Origin of the sequence: Pseudomonas sp. MNR3A, from assembly GCF_009650575.1 — a bacterium.
GTDB classification, from domain to species: Bacteria; Pseudomonadota; Gammaproteobacteria; order Pseudomonadales; family Pseudomonadaceae; genus Aquipseudomonas; species Aquipseudomonas machongensis.
Genome location: NZ_VZZS01000005.1, coordinates 73,004 through 90,899, shown reverse-complemented (window position 1 = coordinate 90,899; position 17,896 = coordinate 73,004). Strand labels below are relative to the sequence as shown.

13 protein-coding genes and 1 pseudogene are annotated in these 17,896 nt (G+C 64.1%); 10 read left to right on the top strand and 4 right to left on the bottom strand.

The genetic code is table 11. From position 1 onward, the window contains the following. Positions 1–21 precede the first annotated feature (21 nt). A complete protein-coding gene (locus F6X62_RS03870; protein ID WP_063545254.1) occupies positions 22–1,434 on the top strand; it encodes a DOPA decarboxylase in 1,413 nt (470 codons plus the stop codon). 33 nt (positions 1,435–1,467) lie between these two features. Here the strand turns inward: F6X62_RS03870 and F6X62_RS03865 are convergent, their stop codons facing one another. After that, entirely contained in the window at positions 1,468–2,838 is a 1,371-nt protein-coding gene (locus tag F6X62_RS03865; protein ID WP_054891558.1) for an MFS transporter, read from the bottom strand. 279 nt (positions 2,839–3,117) lie between these two features. On the opposite strand from F6X62_RS03865, the gene quiC reads away from it, so the two are divergent. Both quiC and F6X62_RS03855 read left to right on the top strand, forming a co-directional pair. Next, positions 3,118–5,013: a 3-dehydroshikimate dehydratase QuiC gene (quiC, locus tag F6X62_RS03860; protein WP_153772740.1), complete on the top strand. Its 1,896-nt coding sequence runs from the start codon at positions 3,118–3,120 to the stop codon at positions 5,011–5,013. An 89-nt stretch (positions 5,014–5,102) separates the two neighbouring features. Further along, positions 5,103–5,771 (top strand): TetR/AcrR family transcriptional regulator, encoded by a 669-nt coding sequence (locus F6X62_RS03855; protein WP_153772739.1) that lies wholly within the window; start codon positions 5,103–5,105, stop codon positions 5,769–5,771. Between the two features lie 13 nt (positions 5,772–5,784). Here the strand turns inward: F6X62_RS03855 and F6X62_RS03850 are convergent, their stop codons facing one another. Beyond that, positions 5,785–6,792, bottom strand: coding sequence for a GlxA family transcriptional regulator (locus F6X62_RS03850; RefSeq protein WP_054891555.1), 1,008 nt, complete (start codon positions 6,790–6,792; stop codon positions 5,785–5,787). Positions 6,793–6,960: 168 nt separating this feature from the next. Between F6X62_RS03850 and F6X62_RS03845 the strand changes: the two genes are divergently transcribed. From F6X62_RS03845 to F6X62_RS03830, 4 genes are all read left to right on the top strand, one after another. Further along, positions 6,961–7,173, top strand: a complete 213-nt coding sequence (locus F6X62_RS03845) for a PLDc N-terminal domain-containing protein (protein ID WP_054891554.1) — start codon at positions 6,961–6,963, stop codon at positions 7,171–7,173. Between the two features lie 120 nt (positions 7,174–7,293). Next, complete coding sequence (locus tag F6X62_RS03840) at positions 7,294–7,797, top strand: GNAT family N-acetyltransferase (RefSeq protein ID WP_153772738.1); 504 nt, start codon at positions 7,294–7,296, stop codon at positions 7,795–7,797. 106 nt (positions 7,798–7,903) lie between these two features. Further along, positions 7,904–10,393: an EAL domain-containing protein gene (locus tag F6X62_RS03835; RefSeq protein WP_153772737.1), complete on the top strand. Its 2,490-nt coding sequence runs from the start codon at positions 7,904–7,906 to the stop codon at positions 10,391–10,393. 111 nt (positions 10,394–10,504) lie between these two features. After that, positions 10,505–11,383, top strand: coding sequence for a DMT family transporter (locus F6X62_RS03830; RefSeq protein WP_153772736.1), 879 nt, complete (start codon positions 10,505–10,507; stop codon positions 11,381–11,383). Positions 11,384–11,386: 3 nt separating this feature from the next. Here the strand turns inward: F6X62_RS03830 and F6X62_RS03825 are convergent, their stop codons facing one another. Then, positions 11,387–12,016 (bottom strand): hypothetical protein, encoded by a 630-nt coding sequence (locus tag F6X62_RS03825; RefSeq protein WP_153772735.1) that lies wholly within the window; start codon positions 12,014–12,016, stop codon positions 11,387–11,389. 350 nt (positions 12,017–12,366) lie between these two features. On the opposite strand from F6X62_RS03825, the gene katG reads away from it, so the two are divergent. Then, complete coding sequence (gene katG, locus F6X62_RS03820) at positions 12,367–14,616, top strand: catalase/peroxidase HPI (protein WP_153772734.1); 2,250 nt, start codon at positions 12,367–12,369, stop codon at positions 14,614–14,616. Between the two features lie 93 nt (positions 14,617–14,709). Here katG and F6X62_RS03815 read toward each other — a convergent pair. Then, positions 14,710–15,660, bottom strand: a pseudogene (locus F6X62_RS03815) (DMT family transporter). Positions 15,661–15,763: 103 nt separating this feature from the next. Between F6X62_RS03815 and F6X62_RS03810 the strand changes: the two are divergent. Both F6X62_RS03810 and F6X62_RS03805 read left to right on the top strand, forming a co-directional pair. Then, a complete protein-coding gene (locus F6X62_RS03810; protein WP_153772733.1) occupies positions 15,764–16,648 on the top strand; it encodes a LysR substrate-binding domain-containing protein in 885 nt (294 codons plus the stop codon). 81 nt (positions 16,649–16,729) lie between these two features. Continuing rightward, positions 16,730–17,890, top strand: coding sequence for a GGDEF domain-containing protein (locus F6X62_RS03805; RefSeq protein ID WP_153772732.1), 1,161 nt, complete (start codon positions 16,730–16,732; stop codon positions 17,888–17,890). Positions 17,891–17,896 lie beyond the last annotated feature (6 nt).

Below are 17,896 nucleotides of genomic sequence, written 5' to 3'. Positions count from 1 at the left end.
CTTCGCCCAGGAGCCAGCCCAGTGACCCCCGAACAATTCCGCCAATACGGCCACCAGCTTATCGACCTGATCGCCGACTATCGCCAGACCGTCGGCGAGCGCCCGGTGATGGCCCAGGTCGAGCCCGGCTACCTCAAGGCCGCGCTGCCCGAGGCTGCGCCGCAGCAGGGCGAGCCGTTCGCCGCCATCCTCGATGATGTCTCCAGCCTGGTGATGCCCGGCCTGTCGCACTGGCAGCATCCCGACTTCTACGGCTACTTCCCCTCCAACGGCACGCTGTCGTCGGTTCTCGGCGACTTCCTCAGCACAGGGCTTGGCGTGCTCGGCCTGTCCTGGCAGTCCAGCCCGGCCCTGAGCGAGCTGGAGGAAACGACCCTCGACTGGCTGCGCCAACTGCTGGGGCTGTCGGCGCAGTGGAGCGGGGTGATCCAGGACACGGCCTCCACCAGCACCCTGGTCGCGCTGATCAGCGCACGTGAGCGCAGCACCGACTACATCCTCGCCCGCGGCGGCCTGCAGGCCCAGGACAAGCCGCTGATCGTCTACGTCAGTGCCCATGCCCACAGCTCGGTGGACAAGGCCGCGTTGCTGGCCGGATTCGGCCGCGACAACATTCGTCAGATCCCGACCGATGAGCGCTTCGCCATGATCCCCGAAGCGCTGCAGGCCGCCATCGAGCAGGACCTGGCCGCCGGCAATCAGCCCTGCGCCGTGGTTGCCACCACCGGCACCACCGCCACCACGGCCCTGGACCCGTTGCGCCCGGTCGGTGAGATCGCCCAGGCGGCGGGGTTGTGGCTGCATGTCGATTCGGCGATGGCAGGCTCGGCGATGATCCTCCCCGAATGCCGCTGGATGTGGGACGGCATCGAGCTGGCCGACTCGGTGGTAGTCAATGCGCACAAGTGGCTGGGCGTGGCCTTCGACTGTTCGATCTATTACGTGCGCGACCCGCAGCACCTGATCCGGGTGATGAGTACCAACCCCAGCTACCTGCAGTCGTCGGTGGATGGCGAAGTGAAGAACCTGCGCGACTGGGGCATACCGCTGGGGCGGCGGTTCCGTGCGCTGAAGCTGTGGTTCATGCTGCGCAGCGAAGGGGTCGAGGCCTTGCAGCAGCGCCTGCGCCGAGACCTGGAAAATGCCCGATGGCTGGCCGAGCAGGTCGCGGCGGCGCCGGGTTGGAAGCTGCTGGCGCCGGTGCAGTTGCAGACCCTGTGCATTCGGCATGAACCAGAGGGGCTGGACGGTGAGGCGCTGGATGAGCACACCCGTGGCTGGGCAGACCGGCTCAACGCTTCCGGCGATGCCTACGTGACCCCGGCCACCCTGCAAGGCCGGTGGATGGTACGGGTGTCGGTCGGCGCGCTGCCGACGGAACGGGCGGATGTGGAGCGGTTGTGGAGGAACCTGCAGGCGGTGGTCAAGGCTTGAGGTTGCCGGGGCCGCTGTGCGGCCCCGACTGTCTTACGGGCTCACCACCTCGAAGCTGCTTTTGCGGCTGGCTTCATAGGCGTCTTTTTCCAGCGGTTTGGCCTGCGGGTTACCCAGGTCTTCCATCGCCATCCGGTAGGTTTCAGGCGCCACATAGGCAGCCAGTGCACACACGCAGGTGATGGCGAAGGCCAGTGCCCCGACCACCAGCCAGATATGCTCCGAACCGGGTGGGGCGACGGCCGCGAACAGTGCCGGCAGCATCGCCGTGAGCATGGTGCCGATGTTCTGTGCGATGGCCATGGCCGACACCCGGTAGCGGGTCTGGAACAGCTCGGGGTAGAAGCTTGGGAACACGGCGTTGTAGCCCTGGTAGACCATGCCCCACATCAGGATCGAGCCGACGAAGGCCAGTGGCACGTTCTGGATGCTGATCGCATACAGGTAGACGAACGCCAGCAGGCCCGATCCCAGGCACCCGGCAATCATGGTCGGGCGCCGGCCGATGCGGTCCGACAGGTTGCCCACGAACGGGATCACCAGCACCGCGACGATATTGCCCACCACCGGGATCCACAGGTACACGCTCTTGTCGAAACCGATGCCGTAGGCCGGCTGCACGGCATAGGCCGCACCGAAGATGGTGGCGACCACCGGGATCACGTTCATCAGTGCCATGAACATCACCAGCACCATGTGTTTCCAGCTGTGGCGGAACGCTTCGCCGATTGGGGACTTGGCCACCTTGTCCTGTTTTTCTTCCTGAACGAATGCCGGGGTTTCGTGCACTTCCTTGCGGATGATGAAGCCTGCGATCAGCACCACTGCACTCATCAGGAACGGAATGCGCCAGCCCCATTCGTTGAACGCTTCGCTGGGCATGAAGTAGGCCAGTGGCAGGAATACCGCAGCGGCCATCACCTGGCCGGCCTGCACGCCTTGCAGGGTGTAGCTGGCGTAGTAGCCGCGACGCCCGAAGGGCGCGTGCTCCATGATCATGGAACTGGCGCCGGAGATCTCTCCGGCCACGGCGAAGCCTTGGACCAGGCGCAGGACCACCAGCAAGGCAGGGGCGAGGAGGCCGATGTCGTGGTAGGTGGGCAGCAGGCCTACGGCCATGGTCGAGATGCCCATCAGGAACATGCACAGCAGCAGCACGTTCTTGCGTCCTCGCGTGTCACCCCAATGGCCGAGCACGAAGGCGCCGACCGGACGAGCCAGGTAGCCGACGCCATAGGTGGCAAGGGAGGCGATGATGGCCATCTTCGGGTCACTGGACGGGAAGAAGATCTGCGGGAAGATCAACGCTGCCGCCTGGGCATAGATGAAGAAATCGTAGTACTCGAGGGCCGAGCCGATCCACCCGCTGGCGGTGGCTTTCTTGGCCTGTGAAGAGTGGGCCATGGTGTCTCCGTTGTTCTTGTTGGTTGTCGGATGGCGGTCGCCCCCGGGCAGGCATGAGCCCGGATGGCGGCGACTGAATCCATGGTGGTCCAGGGTTCTGCGGTGAATCAATTCGCCTGGCTGGCTTTTGTTCGATTATCGAACACAAACTAACCATTTCGTACAAAGTGCATTGCCGTCCCGACTTTACCTGCGAATAATCGATCCTGCCATCGTCGAGAACAAGCAGGCTCATGGGTCAGACGAACCTGCGCCTGTACAAACAACAAGGAACTCAACATGCAGCGTTCGATCGCCACCGTCTCACTCAGCGGTACCCTGCCTGAAAAGCTCGAAGCCATCGCTGCCGCAGGCTTTGATGGCGTCGAGATCTTCGAGAACGACCTGCTCCATTACGCCGGTGCCCCGCGTGAAATTCGGCAGCGGTGTGCGGACCTGGGGCTGGCCATCACGCTGTTTCAGCCGTTTCGCGACTTCGAGGGCTGCCGCCGTGATCGTCTGCACAAGAACCTCGACCGCGCGGCGCGCAAGTTCGACCTGATGCAGGAACTGGGCACCGACCTGGTGCTGGTGTGCAGCAACGTGCAGCCCGATGCGCTGGGCGATGAGCAACTGCTGGTCGATGACCTGCGCCTGTTGGCCGAGCATGCCGGGGCGCGGGGCCTGCGCATCGGTTACGAAGCTTTGGCCTGGGGGCGTCACGTCAACACCTGGCAGCAGGTGTGGCACCTGGTGCGCAAGGTCGATCATCCGGCGCTGGGGGTGATTCTCGACAGCTTCCACACGCTCTCGCTCAAGGGCGATCCCAGTGCGATCCGCGATATCCCTGGCGAGAAAATTTTCTTCGTTCAGATGGCCGATGCGCCGATCCTGGCCATGGACGTGCTGGAGTGGAGTCGGCATTTTCGCTGTTTCCCCGGCCAGGGCGAGATGGACCTCGCAGGTTTCCTTGCGCCGATCATCGCCAGTGGGTATCGCGGCCCGCTGTCGCTTGAGATTTTCAACGATGGCTTTCGTGCCGCACCTTCGCGTCAGAACGCCGCCGATGGTCTGCGCTCGTTGCTGTACCTGGAGGAAAAGACCCGCGTGCGGCTGGCCGAGCAGGCGGTCGCAGTGGAACCCGGCGTGCTGTTCGCACCGCCTGCGGCGAGCCGTTATGACGGGGTGGAGTTCGTCGAGTTCGCCGTAGATGACGCGGTCGGTGCGCGGCTGGGTGGGTGGTTGAAGCGCCTGGGGTTCGCCGAGGCCGGTCAGCACCGCAGCAAGGCGGTCAGGCTGCTGCGCCAGGGTGATATCAATATCGTGCTCAACGCCGAACCCTATTCCTTTGCCCACAACTTCTACGAGGCTCATGGTCCATCGCTGTGCGCTGCAGCCTTGCGCGTGGATGACGCCCAGGCGGCGCTGCAGCGGGCAATGGCCTATCGTGGTCAGCCATTCCGTGGTCTGGTCGGCCCCAACGAGCGGGAAATCCCGGCGGTGCGCGCGCCGGATGGCAGTCTGATCTACCTGGTGGAGCCGGCCGGGGCAGGGCAGAGCATCTATGACAGTGATTTCTGCCTCGATCCGTCGGCCACTGCCGGTGGCGGGCTGCAGCGCATCGACCACATGGCCTTGGCCTTGCCGGCCGAGGGTCTGGACAGTTGGGTGCTGTTCTACAAGAGCCTGTTCGACTTCACCGCCGACGACGAAGTGGTACTGCCCGACCCTTATGGACTGGTCAAGAGCCGCGCCCTGCGCAGCCCGTGCGCGACGTTGCGCCTGCCGCTGAACATCTCCGAGAACCGCAACACGGCCATCGCCCACGCCCTGTCGAGCTACCGTGGTTCGGGCGTGCACCATATCGCCTTCGACTGCGCCGACATCTTCGCCGAGGTCACACGGGCCAAGGAGGCTGGCGTGCCATTGCTGGAGATCCCGATGAACTACTACGACGATCTGGCGGCGCGCTTCGAGTTCGACGATGAGTTCCTCAGCGAGCTTGCGTACTACAACGTGCTGTACGACCGCGATGCGCAGGGCGGCGAGCTGTTCCATGTGTACACCGAACCGTTCGAGGGGCGTTTCTTCTTCGAGATCCTCCAGCGCAAGGGGGACTACGCGGGGTATGGCGCGGCGAACGTGGCGGTGCGCCTGGCGGCGATGGCCAAGCTGCGTGCGAGTGCGGGCAGCTAGCACGTTTCACATTCCACCCTCGCGCTTCCCTGCATCGCCCGGCTCACGGATAATCCCCGCACATTCCAAACAACAGCCTGTGAGTCGGTATGAGTGATCCGCAAGTCAGCCTCGGTCAGCCCGAGGGCGGGGCGCGCAAGTCGCGCAAGAACAACCCGGAGAAAACCCGCGAGGACATTCTCCAGGCTGCGATCCACGAGTTCGTCCAGCAAGGCCTGGCCGGCGCGCGGGTCGATGCGATCGCCGAGCGCACCGCCACTTCCAAGCGCATGATCTACTACTACTTCGGCAGCAAGGAACAGCTGTACCTGGAATGCCTGGTCAAGCTCTACGGCGACATCCGCAAGACCGAGCACAGCCTGGACCTGGAGTCGCTGCCGGTCGAGCAGGCGATCCGCCGACTGGTGGAGTTCACCTTCGATCACCACGACCACAATGTCGACTTCGTACGCATCGTCTGTACCGAAAACATCCATTACGGTGAGTTCGTCAAGCAGGCGCCGGTGATCCGCGAAATGAGCAGCCTGGTGCTCGAATCACTGGCGCGCACCCTGCAGCGCGGGGTCGAGGAAGGCATGTTCCGTGCGGGCATCGAGGTCATCGACCTGCATATGCTGATGAGTTCGTTCTGCTTCTATCGGGTCTCGAACCGGCATACCTTCGGCCAGATCTTCCAGATCGACCTGGCGGACGACGCAATCAAGCTGCGCCACAAGCAGATGATCTGCGAAGCCGTGCTCAACTACATCCGCGCCTGATGCCCAGCATCTGTCACTCGCCCAGCCGCTGCTCACGTGAAGGCGGGTAGCCGAAATACGCCGCGTAGCACTTGCTGAAGTGCGACACCGAAACGAACCCGCACGCCACCGCCACTTCCATGACCGACAGGTCCGAGTACTGCAGCAGCCGCCGGCTCTTGGTGATGCGCAGCTCCATGTAGTAGCGCCGCGGCGAGGTACCGAGCTGGGCCTGGAACAAGCGGTCGATCTGCCGACGCGAGCGGCCGCTGTAGGCGGCCAGCTGATCGAGGCTGAGGGTCTCTTCCAGGTTGTTTTCCATCAGCTCGACAATGGTGCGCAGTTGCAGGCTCATGGACTTCTTCGCCCCGGGCCCGACCTGGCGATAGCGGGCGCCGGAGAACGACAGGATCTCTTCGACACCTTCGGCCAAGGCATCGCCATACAGCCGACGTACCAGGCCCAGCATCAGTTCCATGGCGCCATTGGGGCTGGCGGCGGTCAGGCGATCGCGATCAAGGGTGAAGCTGGCCGGCGTGATGCGCGTCTGCGGGCTGCGTTCGGCGAGGCTGGCACGCTGTTCGGGGTGGATGCTGCAACCGTAGTCGCCCAGCACCCCGGCGCGGCCGAGGAACCATGCACCGCTCCACAAACCACCCAGGGCCATGCCGTGGGCCGCGCAGTCGCCCAGCAGGCGGTCGAGTTCGGGGTATTTGAGCGGGGTGCGCAGGCCGGCGCAGATGACCAGGAGGTCGGGCTCCTTGAGCTTGCGCGGGTCCAGCTCGCTGGCCACCAGTTCCAGCCCCAGGTCACTCAGCACTCGGTCACCTTCGAGCGACAGCGGGGTGAAGCGGAAGCTGTCGGCTCGCAGCAGGTTGGCGGTGACCAGCACGTCCATCGCCACGGTGAAACTGGCCATGGAAAAATGCTCGAGCAGAACGAAGTCGACGCGGTACGGCACCTGTTCGTCGCTGGCGCCGGATTTGAGCCGCAACATGTTACTGGTGCTAGTCTTCTTGCTGAACTGGCGAGGCGTGGGCACAGCGGACTCCGTTTCCTTCGATGGCGCAGGGAGTGTGCTGGGAGTTGCGGGGAAAGACAATCACTGGCCGGATAATGCCGCGAGCCCTGCACTGGCGGTACGCGGATTGGAATGAACCCTTGGCGCCTGGCGTGAACAAATGCATTACATGCTCACAGGAGAACGCTCATGGAAATCGGAACGGTCTGGATCCTCGTCGCAGTGCTGGTGATTCTTCTGCAGATCTGGGCGATATGGCACATCATCGGCAGCGAGCGCCGTGCCGAGCGCAAGATGTTGTGGGTCGTGTTCGTGGTTTGGGCGCCGTTCCCCGGCCTGTTGTTCTGGGCCTGGCGCGGGCCGCGGGCGGTGAAGGGCAGGGCCGTGCTGGAAGAGAAATGAGCCTTGCCTGGCGCCTGTCGCAAGGACAGGCGCCACGGACTTGGATCTCGGTGCCGATCCCTGGAAAAACCTGTCTGGGCGGGTAGAATCGGCGCTCCTGCCTTCAGCGAGCCTGCCCCTATGTCAGCGCCGTCACTCGAGCTGTTCCCGACCGGCCCTGAACACGCCGAAATCATCCGCAATCTTTACCAGTTCTATGCCTACGAGTCCTCGGACTGGGAGCAGGAAGACGTCGAGGCGGATGGACGTTTCTACCTGCACGAGGCGCACATGGCGCGCTACTGGCAATCGTCCGGTTGGGGCGCCAGCCTGGTGCTGGTCGACGGCTTCATCGCCGGTTTCGTGCTGGTCGAGCGTAGCGAGCTGCCAGGGGTCGAGGCCCTCGAGCTGGCCGACCTGTTCATCCTCAAGCGCTACCGTCGCCAGGGCATTGGCCGGGCAATAGCGTGCCAGATGCTCTGCAGTGGCGCGCATGACTGGCTGTTGCGCTGCTATCGGCAGGATGAAGCGGCCATGGCCTTTTGCAGCCGCGTCGTCGCCGAGTTGCCGCGCGCCGTGCAGGCAATCGCGTCGGAAGATGACCCGCAGTTGCACACATGGCGTGTCGCGGCGGTGCGTCACTGAGGTCCAGCATGCGCGAATTTTTGTGATCCACTTCACAAAATCCTGTCGCTCAACGGCATAATGCCAGTATCTTGAAAAACGGCCCCGCAGGTTCAGGAAGAATGCCATGTCGCTAGTCGCGAGCCCCGACGTCATGTACCGGTTGTTGATCCAGAGCGTGGTGGACTATGCCATCTACCTGCTGACCCCGGAGGGGGTGGTCGCCAACTGGAACCCGGGGGCGCAGCGCGCCAAGGGCTATGAGGCCGCCGAGGTTGTCGGGCAGCACTACTCGCTGTTCTACAGCGAGGCGGACCGCGCTGCCGGCCTGCCGCAAGCCAACCTCGAGCAGGCGCGCCGCTGTGGTCGTTTCGAGGAGCATGGCTGGCGCCTGCGCAAGGACGGCAGCCTGCTGCGCGCCCATGTGGTGATCGAGGCGGTGCATGACGACGACGGGCAACTGGTGGGTTTCGCCAAGATCACCCGTGATTGCACCGAGCAGTACCATGCACAGATGGCCCAGCGCGAGCAGGAGCGGCATTTCCGCCTGCTGGTGCAGGGCGTGCGCGACTATGCCATCTACATGCTCGACAGCGCCGGCCATGTGATCAACTGGAACGCCGGGGCCGAGCGAGCCAAGGGCTACAAGGCCGATGAAATCGTCGGCCAGCATTTCTCGGTGTTCTACACCCATGAAGACCGCGTCGGCGGCCTGCCCGAGCAAGGGCTGGAGACGGCCCGTCGGGAAGGGCGCTTCCAGGCCGAAGGTGTACGCCAGCGCAAGGACGGCTCGCATTTCTGGACCAGCGTGGTGATCGAGGCCATCCATGACGAGGACAGCGGCCAACTGATCGGTTTCGCCAAGGTGACCCGTGACATCTCCGAGCGTCGTCGCTACGAGCTGGAGCTGCTGCAGGCCAAGGAGCTGGCCGAGCAGTACAGCCAGGAGATGAGTACCCTGTCGCAGTTTCTCGATTCGGTGATCGCCAATATTCCAGCCTGTGTCATCGTCCAGGACCTGGTCAGCCAGCGCATCCTGTTGGCCAACCAGCAGGCCGAGCGCTTGTTCGGTGGCCAGGGGGCGAGCCTGATTGGCACGCTGCCCGCAGATTGCGCGGTGCCGGCTGCCGCCGAGTTTCTCGAGCAGCAACTGGCGCGCGGCGCACGCAGTGCCAAGGGCTACGCCGCTGAAACCCGTGTCGAAACCGTCGCGGGTGCCCGCACCTTGCGCAGTCGCGCGCTGCTCAGCCAGAACCGCGACAACCAGGCCGATTACGTGCTGTTCATCGCCGAGGACGCCACTGAAGAACTGGCAGCCCATGCGCAGATTCACCACATGGCCCATCACGATGCGCTGACCGGCCTGCCCAATCGCACCTTGTTCCATGAGCGCCTCAAGCAGGCGCTGGCGCGCGGCGAGGACAGTGGCAAGCTGACCGCCACCTTGTGCCTGGACCTGGACAACTTCAAGAACATCAACGACTCCCTCGGCCATGCCTTCGGCGACAAACTGCTGCGTGCCCTGGGCAAGCGCCTGCGTCGGGAGCTGCGCGAGCACGACACCTTGGCCCGGCTAGGTGGGGATGAGTTCGCCGTGGTTCTGGCCGGGCTGGACAACCGCGAAGCGGCCTGCAATACCGCCCGACGCCTGATCGATGCGATCTGCCCGCCGTTCCAGATCGAAGGGCACCAGTTCGCTGTCGGTGTGAGCATTGGCATTGCCTTTGCGCCCGAGGACCAGGACAACGCCGAGCAACTGCTCGGCTACGCCGACATGGCCCTGTACGAAGCCAAGCGCAATGGCCGCAACCGCTACGAATGCTTCCATGTCGAACTCGACGTTGCCGCACGCCAGCGCCGCCTGGTGGAGACCGACCTGCGCACAGCCCTGCACCTGGGGCAACTGCAATTGCACTACCAGCCGGTGGTGGACCAGCAGTGCAACAGCGTCACCGGCTACGAGGCGCTGCTGCGCTGGGAACACCCCAGTCGTGGCCTGATCATGCCCATGGATTTCATTCCCATCGCCGAGGAGACCGGGCTGATCCACGAGATTGGCGCCCGCGTGTTGAATCTCGCCTGCCAGGAGGCGGCGACCTGGGAAGGGCAGGAGGTGGTGTCGGTCAACCTGTCGCCGGTGCAGTTCAAGAACACTGGGCTGGTGCACACCGTTTCCCTGGCACTGTCGGACTCAGGGCTTGCCCCGCATCGCCTGGAGCTGGAGATCACCGAGTCGGTGCTGCTGGGCAACAGCGAGGAGAACGTGCGGATCCTGCGGGAGCTGAAAGAGCTTGGCGTGTCGATCTCGCTGGACGATTTCGGCACCGGCTATTCGTCGCTGGGTTACCTGCGCTCGTTCCCGTTCGACCGGATCAAGATCGACAAATCCTTCGTCCACGACATGTGCGACAGTCGCGAGGCGATGTCGATCATCCGCGCGATCACCGAGCTGTCCAACAGCCTGAAGATCAAGACTACGGCCGAGGGCGTGGAGTCGGCCGAGCAGATGGAGCGCCTGGCGGCAGAAGGGTGTTCGCATTTCCAGGGCTACTTCTATGGGCGACCGGCACCGGCCAGCGAGCGCCTGAAGAAGCCGGGCAGGATTGTCAGGGACTAAGGCACGGTGTCTGCTTCGCGGGTAAACTCGCCCTGACGCGGGCAAAAACACTTGCCATCCGGCGCCCCATCTCTTCTACACTCGCAAGGTTCGTCCTGCCCAGAGATCCGCATGACCACCCGCACCCCGCTGTCCGGCGTCAACCACCCCTTGCGCGGCATCGCCCTGGTGGTGGCCGCGACTTTCCTGTTCGCCAGCCACGATGGGCTGTCGAAATTCCTCGGTGGTATCTACCCGGTGATCATGGTGGTCTGGGCGCGCTATGTGGTGCATACGCTGCTGATGGCCGCCATCTTCATGCCCCAGGCGGGGCTGCGTGTGCTGCGCACCCGGCGTCCGTTGCTGCAGACCTTGCGGGCCTTGAGCCTGCTCAGCACCAGCCTGTTGTTCACGGCGGGCCTGCAGTACCTGCCGCTGGCCGAGGCCACGTCGGTCAACTTTCTCGCCCCGGTGCTGGTCACTGCGCTGTCGGCTCCGCTGCTCAAGGAGCGGGTCACGCTCGGCCAGTGGCTGGCGGTAGTGATGGGGTTCATCGGGGTACTGGTGGTGGTGCATCCGGGCGGGGCGATGTTCACCCCGGCGATCCTGTTTCCCTTCGGTTCGGCCCTGGGTTTCTGCTTCTACCAGCTGCTGACCCGGATTCTGGCTGCCCATGACAGCCCAACCACCAGCAACTTCTACGCAGGCCTGTGCAACACCCTGATCATGAGTGCGCTGGTGCCGTTCTTCTGGCAGACACCGCAATGGCAGCACGTACTGCTGATGCTCGCCCTTGGCGGTTGCGGCATGACCGCCCACCTGCTGCTGACCAAGGCCTTCCGCCATGCAGCTCCGGCGCTGCTGGCGCCGTTCAGCTACTGCCAGATCGTGTTTGCAGGTGTGCTGGGCCTGGTGGTATTCGGCCAGGTGCCGGATACCACCAGCATCGTGGGCATCGCCATCATCTGCCTGAGTGGCCTGGGTGCCGCCTGGATGCAGCGGCGCAAGTGACCGTCAGCCTTTGACCAGGGCCTTGAGCGAGGCGTCGAAGCTACGCAGGGCGTCGGCCTGCACGTTTTGCTCGACCTGCAACTGGCGGGCGACATTCGCCGTGTCGCTGGGCAGCGCTTCACGGGCCTGGCCTTCGGCGCGGCCGATGTAGGTCAGTTGGTCGTCGTAGAAGCGTGCGACCACCTGGGTTTCGATGTCCGGGCTGGTGGCGCTGGCGAGGCGGCTCTGGGCATCGAGCAGCACGATCACGTCGGGGCGATCGGCGAGCAGGGTGTCCAGATCGTCGTAGAAGGTGACCTCGGCGAAGGTTTGCGCCAGCGACTGCGCCAGCCAGCCATAGGCCTGGCTGCCACTGTTGAGCGTGGCCACTTGCACGGCACGCGAGGCGCCAGGCACTGAAGGAGGGACCTCGCGATGGCGCTGCAGGTAGTCCAGGGTGGCAGCGGCATTGCGGCCCAACAGCACGGCGACATGTTGGCCCGGTTTCAGCGACACGCTGGACAGCTCGGTGGCCGAATAGAAGTGGCCGTAGGGTTGCGCCACCTGCGAGGTGGCCGAGGCGGCACAGCCACCCAGAGCGGCCAGCAGGGCCAAAATCGCGGCGAGCATACCGCCTTTGCTGATCGATGCCATGATCGATGCCTCATCGAAGGTTCAATGAAGCCATCTTCCGCCTCCGGGCCCAGCGGTGGAACTTGAAGATATTCATGGTCGCTATCGACGATGTCGATGGGGCGCGGCTGCCTCGTCCTGCCTGACAGACCCAGCCTATCGCCCTTCAATAGTCGCTCTATTAGACCTCTGCCCATGCTGGGCTAGTCTTTCCCGTGGCCTCGCGATTTGCGCGTGCAGCGCCGCGGGCCTGCGTCGGCAACAGACCGACCACCCCCTGATGAAGAGAAGGCCCGAGCCTTGCGGCTCGGGCTGCAGAACACCTGGCATAGACCGGAAATCTGGACAACCGACCCATAAGGTACCCGCAGATGTCGAACGAATCGAAATGCCCGTTCCATCAAACCGCAGGCGGCGGCACCACCAACCGTGACTGGTGGCCCGACCAGCTCAACCTCAGGATTCTCCACCAGCACGGCAGCCAGTCCGATCCGATGGACCCGGCTTTCGATTATGCCGAGGCGTTCAAGAGCCTTGACTTCCAAGCCCTGAAAAAAGACCTCACCGCGTTGATGACCGACTCCCAGGACTGGTGGCCTGCGGATTTTGGCCACTATGGCCCGCTGTTCGTCCGCATGGCCTGGCATAGCGCAGGCACCTACCGCATCGCGGACGGCCGCGGTGGCGCGGGCTCCGGTCAGCAGCGCTTCGCCCCGCTCAACAGCTGGCCCGACAACGTCAGCCTGGACAAAGCCCGGCGGCTGCTGTGGCCGATCAAGCAGAAATACGGAAACAAGATTTCCTGGGCCGACCTGATCGTGCTCACCGGCAACGTCGCGCTGGAGTCGATGGGCTTCAAGACCTTCGGTTTCTCCGGAGGCCGCGCCGATGTCTGGGAGCCGGACGAAGATGTGTACTGGGGCTCGGAGAAGGTCTGGCTGGGGGGCGACACCCGCTACGGCAAGGCCCAGCCGCCCGGTAAAGGTGATCTGGTGGCCGAGCCTGCCAAGCATCCGGAGGAGCAAAGCCGTACCGAGCCGGCAGGGCGCAACCTTGAAAACCCGCTGGCAGCCGTGCAGATGGGCTTGATCTACGTAAACCCTGAAGGCCCGGAGGGCAATCCTGACCCGGTCGCTTCGGGCAAGGACATTCGCGAGACCTTCGGCCGCATGGCGATGAATGACGAAGAAACCGTGGCCCTGATCGCCGGCGGCCACGCCTTCGGCAAGACCCACGGTGCAGGCCCTGCGGACAACGTCGGTGCCGAACCTGAAGCCGCCGGGCTCGAGCTGCAAGGGCTGGGTTGGGCCAACAAGTTCGGCACTGGCAAGGGTGGCGATACCATCACCAGCGGCCTGGAAGTGACCTGGACATCGACCCCGACCCGCTGGAGCAACGAGTACCTGAACAACCTGTTCAACTTCGACTGGGAACTGACCAAGAGTCCGGCGGGCGCCCATCAATGGCGTCCCAAGGATGGCAAGGGGGCCAACAGCGTGCCCGATGCCCACGATCCGGCCAAGCGCCATTCACCGATGATGCTCACCTCTGACCTGGCCTTGCGCTTCGACCCGATCTACGAGCCGATCGCCCGGCGTTTCAAGGAGCATCCCGAGCAACTGGCCGACGCCTTCGCCCGTGCCTGGTACAAGCTGATCCACCGTGACATGGGGCCACTGGCCCGTTACCTGGGCCCGGAAAACCCGCAGGAAGAACTGCTCTGGCAGGACCCGATCCCCAAGGTCGATCACCCGCTGGTAGACGAGCAGGACATCACGACGCTCAAGGCCAAGGTGCTGGCCTCGGGCCTGAGCGTTGCCGAACTGGTGTCCACCGCCTGGGCGGCAGCTTCGACCTTCCGTGGCTCGGACAAGCGCGGTGGCGCCAACGGCGGGCGCCTGCGCCTGGAACCTCAGCGCTCCTGGGCCGCCAACCAGCCTCAGCAATTGGACAAGGTGCTCAAGGCGCTGGAGAAAATCCAGGGCGAATTCAACAACGGCGGCAAGAAGATTTCGCTGGCCGACCTGATCGTGCTGGCCGGCTCCGCTGCGGTCGAGAAGGCCGCCCAGGACGCTGGACACACTGTCAACGTGCCGTTCCGGCCGGGTCGCACCGATGCCTCCCAGGCGCAGACCGATGTCGAGTCGTTCGCCGTGCTGGAGCCGCTGGCAGACGGCCTGCGCAACTTCACCAAGGCCAGGTACAGCGTCAAGGCCGAGAAGCTGCTGCTGGACAAGGCCCAGTTGCTGACCCTGACCGCGCCGGAACTGACCGTGCTGGTCGGTGGCCTGCGGGTGTTGGGCGCCAACCATGGTGGCAGCCAGCATGGGGTGTTTACCGACAAGCCTGGCAGCTTGAGCAACGATTTCTTCCGCAACCTGCTGGACATGAGCGTGGAATGGAAGCCGACCTCGGCTGACAACGAGACCTTCGAAGGCCGTGACCGCAAGACCGGGCAGGTGAAATGGACCGGCACGCGGGTTGACCTGGTGTTTGGTTCCCACGCCCAGTTGCGGGCGTTGAGCGAGGTGTACGGCAGCAGCGATGCCAAGGAGAAATTCGTCAAGGACTTCGTGGCGGCCTGGGTGAAGGTGATGGAACTCGACCGGTTCGACTTGTAGAAGCGGGACTGTAGGGCGCTTTTTCGCGGGTAAATCGGAGCGGCGGTTCGGCGCTCCGATTTACCCGCGAAACAACGCCGAGGTCATCAAGATTCAGGCGACAGCCTTCTGCGCCTCGGCCACCTTGGGCTTCGCCGGCTTGAGCCGTGATACACCCAGCAACACCAGAACCAGCCCGGCAATCTGGTAGCCCGAGATCGCCTCGCTGAGGATGGCCCAGGACGCCAGCATGGTCAGCACCGGCCCCAGGTTGCCGACCGCCGCAGTGTGTGTCGGGCCTAGGCGCTGGATCGCCAGGGCCACCTAGTAGATCGGCAGTACCGTGGAAAACAGCGCCATCATCGCCGCGTTGGCCCACACCGCAGCGGGCAATTGCGCCAACTGGGTGACATCCGCCACCAGCAGGTAGTGCGCCAGCACCATCAGCGACGAGGCCGAACCACACAGCCCGGCCATGCGCATCGAGCCCATGCGCTTGAGCATCATTCCGGTACCGGAGTAATACAGCGCGTAGGTGACGGCGCTGGCGAACACCCACAGCGACCCCACCAGCACTGCGTGCCCACCGCCGGCGGTGCCCAGGTCATGCACGAAGGCGATCCCCAGCCCCAGGTAGCACAACCCCATCGCCACCAGGGTGCGAGGGGTAGGGCGCTCACGCAGAGCGACGGCCTGGAAGATCAGCACCAGGGTCGGGTAGGTGAACAGAATCAGGCGTTCCAGCCCCGCGCTGATGAACTGCAAACCGTAGAAATCGAACAGGCTCGACAGGTAGTAGCCCAGCAGCCCGAGCACAGCCACGCGAAACCCGTCACCCAGGGTCAGCGGGGTACTCGCCGAGCCACGGCTGGCCCACACCAACCAGGCGAACAGCGGCAGCGACAGGCCCATGCGCAGCGCCAGCAAGGTCACTGCATCCACAGGCCCCGCGGCGTAGGCGAGCTTGACGAAGATCGCCTTGAAGCTGAAGCCCAGGGCAGCCAGGACGGCATAGAGGCTGCCGCTTTGCAGGTGTCGCTCAAGTGAGGTACGCAGGCTGTTCATGCTGAATCCGCAACAAAATAAGTCAGAGGCTTATTCTGAATAGAAGGCTCAAAAGCTAGAATCGCTTTTTCTCGAACATGGCGTTCGTTTTTGGAGAAACCCCATGCACTTCGATCTTCAGGACTTGCGCCTGCTGGCTGCCATCGCAGCGACTGGCAGCCTGAGCAAGGCCGCGGCCAGTTTTCCGGTGGCGGTGTCGGCGGCAAGCACACGCTTGCGCCTGTTCGAGGAGCGCAGCGGTCTGATGTTGTTCACCCGCAGGGCTGACGGTATGCAGTTGACCCCATCTGGGCGGTTGGTACTGGAGTCGGCCCGTGGGGTGCTGGGCGAGGCGCAGAAACTGCAGGACACGCTCAAGGAGCTGGCCGGCCAGCGTCGAATCAACCTGCACCTGGCGGCCTCGACGGTCACCAACAGCACCTTGCTGCCGGCGGTACTGGGGCCGTTCCTGGCCGACTACCCCGAGGTCGACCTGCTGCTGGTCGAGCACAAGAGCGTCGATGTATTGCGGGTGGTGCTGGCTGGGGAGTGCGAGATCGGCGTGTTCGACGGCAACCTGGTCAACGATGGGCTGGTGTCGCTGCCGTTTCGCACCGAGCGTCTGGTGCTGCTGGTGCCTGCCGATCATGAACTGGCGACGCGTGAGCAGCTGCGTCTGGTCGATGCCCTGGATCATGCCTTCGTCTGCCTGCCGGCAGAGCGTGCCATGCAGCGCTTTGTCGAGGAGCTGGCGATGAACCTGGCCATGCCGCTGAAGATCCGCGTGCGCGCGCCCAGCTTCGAGGCCATCGCCCAGCTGGTGGCCCAGCGCGCCGGGCTGGCGATTGTCCCGGAGATCGCGGCCTTGCGCGCCGAGCAGGAGTTCGCGGTGCGCAGGGTGGCGCTGGAGGAGCGTTGGGCGACTCTGGAGCTGCGCATCTGCTTTCGCAGTTGGGAAGGTCTCAGTTCCCACGCCAGGCAACTGGTTACCTTCCTTTCCGGGCAGTAATCCGATGAGGTGGCACTCTGCAATCCTGGCCGGAGCGCTTACAATCACCGCTTTTGCCCTCCAAGACAGGCACGCCGGTCAATGACGCTCGACCCCCCAACCCTCCTGGCCCTGACCGTCGCCCTTGCGGCAGCAGCTGCGCTATACCTGGCGATCGAATGGCGCAGTGTGCGCGAGTCGTCGTTGCTCTACTGGAGTGCCGGTTTCGCCACCATCACCGTTGGTTCTACCCTCGCGCTGCTGCGCATGAACGGTTTTCTGCTGATTGGTATCTGGTTCGCCAATGGGATGCTGGTGTTTGCGCATTTCTGCTTCCTGCTGGGCGTTGCTCGTTTCACCGAGGTGCGATTGTCACGGGGCTGGCTGCTGGTCGTGCTGGTGTGGGTGAGCCTGCTGTTGCTGCCGGAAGGGCCGTCGTGGTCGAAGATCATGCTGGTGGTCAATTCGCTGCTGGTGGCCCTGGTGTCGCTACGTGCCAGTTTCCTGCTGCGTCCGCACGGCGTGTCGCTGAGTGTGGGGGCGGTGCAACTGCGCTACGTGATGCTGATCCACGGGCTGTTCTACGTGATCAAGGCCCTGACCGTGGTGATTCCGGGAACCTTGATCGACCTTGCGGCATTTCGCGGTGAAATCATCCAGATTTCGCTGATCGAAGGGGCGATGGCGATCATGCTGATCGCCTTGTCGATGACCGGCACCGAGCGCTACCGGCGTGAGGAGCGCATCGCGCTTCTCGCCGCGCGTGATCCGCTCACGGCGCTGTTCAACCGCCGCGCCCTGGAAGTGCGTGCGCCGGTGTTGCTGCGGGCGACAAGCCACGAGCGCCCTGGCGCCGTGCTGTTGATCGATATCGACAACTTCAAGCTGGTCAACGACCTTTACGGCCATACCGCAGGTGACCGGCTGCTGGTGGCGCTGAGCGAAACCATTCGTGGCCTGCTGCCGGCCAATGCCCTGGCAGCGCGACTGGGGGGTGATGAGTTCGTCATTCTGCTGGGCAATGCGCGCCGCGACGAAGTCGAGGTGCTGGGCACTATTCTGCGCGAGCGCTTCCAGGACATCGCTGCACAATCCTTCGTCACCCCGATGGCGGTGACCCTGAGCATCGGTGCCAACCTGTTCGATCAGCCGCCGGCCAGCCTCACGGCGCTGATCGAGCAGAGCGATGCCGCGCTGTATCAGTCCAAGCGCAGTGGACGCGACAGCATGCGCCTGGTGGACCTGACCTTGACGGGCGATTGAGCCGGC

Coding starts and splice junctions, on each gene's coding strand:
- F6X62_RS03865 (WP_054891558.1), bottom strand. CDS start 2,838: ATGGCCCACTCTTCACAGGCCAAGAAAGCCACCGCCAGCGGGTGGATC.
- F6X62_RS03805 (WP_153772732.1), top strand. CDS start 16,730: ATGACGCTCGACCCCCCAACCCTCCTGGCCCTGACCGTCGCCCTTGCG.
- F6X62_RS03810 (WP_153772733.1), top strand. CDS start 15,764: ATGCACTTCGATCTTCAGGACTTGCGCCTGCTGGCTGCCATCGCAGCG.
- F6X62_RS03855 (WP_153772739.1), top strand. CDS start 5,103: ATGAGTGATCCGCAAGTCAGCCTCGGTCAGCCCGAGGGCGGGGCGCGC.
- F6X62_RS03845 (WP_054891554.1), top strand. CDS start 6,961: ATGGAAATCGGAACGGTCTGGATCCTCGTCGCAGTGCTGGTGATTCTT.
- F6X62_RS03825 (WP_153772735.1), bottom strand. CDS start 12,016: ATGGCATCGATCAGCAAAGGCGGTATGCTCGCCGCGATTTTGGCCCTG.
- F6X62_RS03840 (WP_153772738.1), top strand. CDS start 7,294: ATGTCAGCGCCGTCACTCGAGCTGTTCCCGACCGGCCCTGAACACGCC.
- F6X62_RS03835 (WP_153772737.1), top strand. CDS start 7,904: ATGTCGCTAGTCGCGAGCCCCGACGTCATGTACCGGTTGTTGATCCAG.
- F6X62_RS03830 (WP_153772736.1), top strand. CDS start 10,505: ATGACCACCCGCACCCCGCTGTCCGGCGTCAACCACCCCTTGCGCGGC.
- quiC (WP_153772740.1), top strand. CDS start 3,118: ATGCAGCGTTCGATCGCCACCGTCTCACTCAGCGGTACCCTGCCTGAA.
- katG (WP_153772734.1), top strand. CDS start 12,367: ATGTCGAACGAATCGAAATGCCCGTTCCATCAAACCGCAGGCGGCGGC.